The sequence below is a fragment of the Cupriavidus sp. WGlv3 genome (assembly GCF_023952475.1).
Classification (GTDB): Bacteria; Pseudomonadota; Gammaproteobacteria; order Burkholderiales; family Burkholderiaceae; genus Cupriavidus; species Cupriavidus phytorum.
In genome coordinates, this window is the sequence record NZ_JALHRX010000136.1 from 1 (window position 1) to 549 (window position 549).

Genomic DNA, 549 nt, shown 5'->3' on the forward strand with positions numbered 1-549 from the left:
GCGCTGACTTCCTCGCCGGTGGCGGCCTTCACCAGCGGCGGGCCGCCCAGGAAGATGGTGCCCTGGTTCTTGACGATGATCGACTCGTCGCTCATCGCCGGCACGTAGGCGCCGCCCGCGGTGCACGAGCCCATCACCACCGCGATCTGCGGGATGCCGCGCTTGGACAGGTTGGCCTGGTTGTAGAAGATGCGGCCGAAGTGGTCGCGGTCGGGAAAGACCTCGTCCTGGTTGGGCAGGTTGGCGCCGCCGGAATCGACCAGGTAGATGCACGGCAGGTGGTTCTCCTCGGCGATCTCCTGCGCGCGCACATGCTTCTTGACCGTCATCGGGTAATACGTGCCGCCCTTGACGGTGGCGTCGTTGCAGACGATCACGCACTCCTGCCCGGCCACGCGGCCGATGCCGGTGATGATGCCGGCGCCGGGCGCGGCATCGTCGTACATGTCGTACGCGGCCAGCTGCGACAGCTCCAGGAACGGCGTGCCGGGGTCGAGCAGCTGCTGCACGCGCTCGCGCGGCAGCAGCTTGCCGCGCGACAAATGCTTG

At 67.9% G+C, this 549-nt stretch carries 1 protein-coding gene; it reads right to left on the minus strand.

From position 1 onward, the window contains the following. Positions 1-549 (minus strand): carboxyl transferase domain-containing protein (locus MKD38_RS30860; protein WP_305882541.1); only part of this gene is annotated, 549 nt, incomplete at both ends.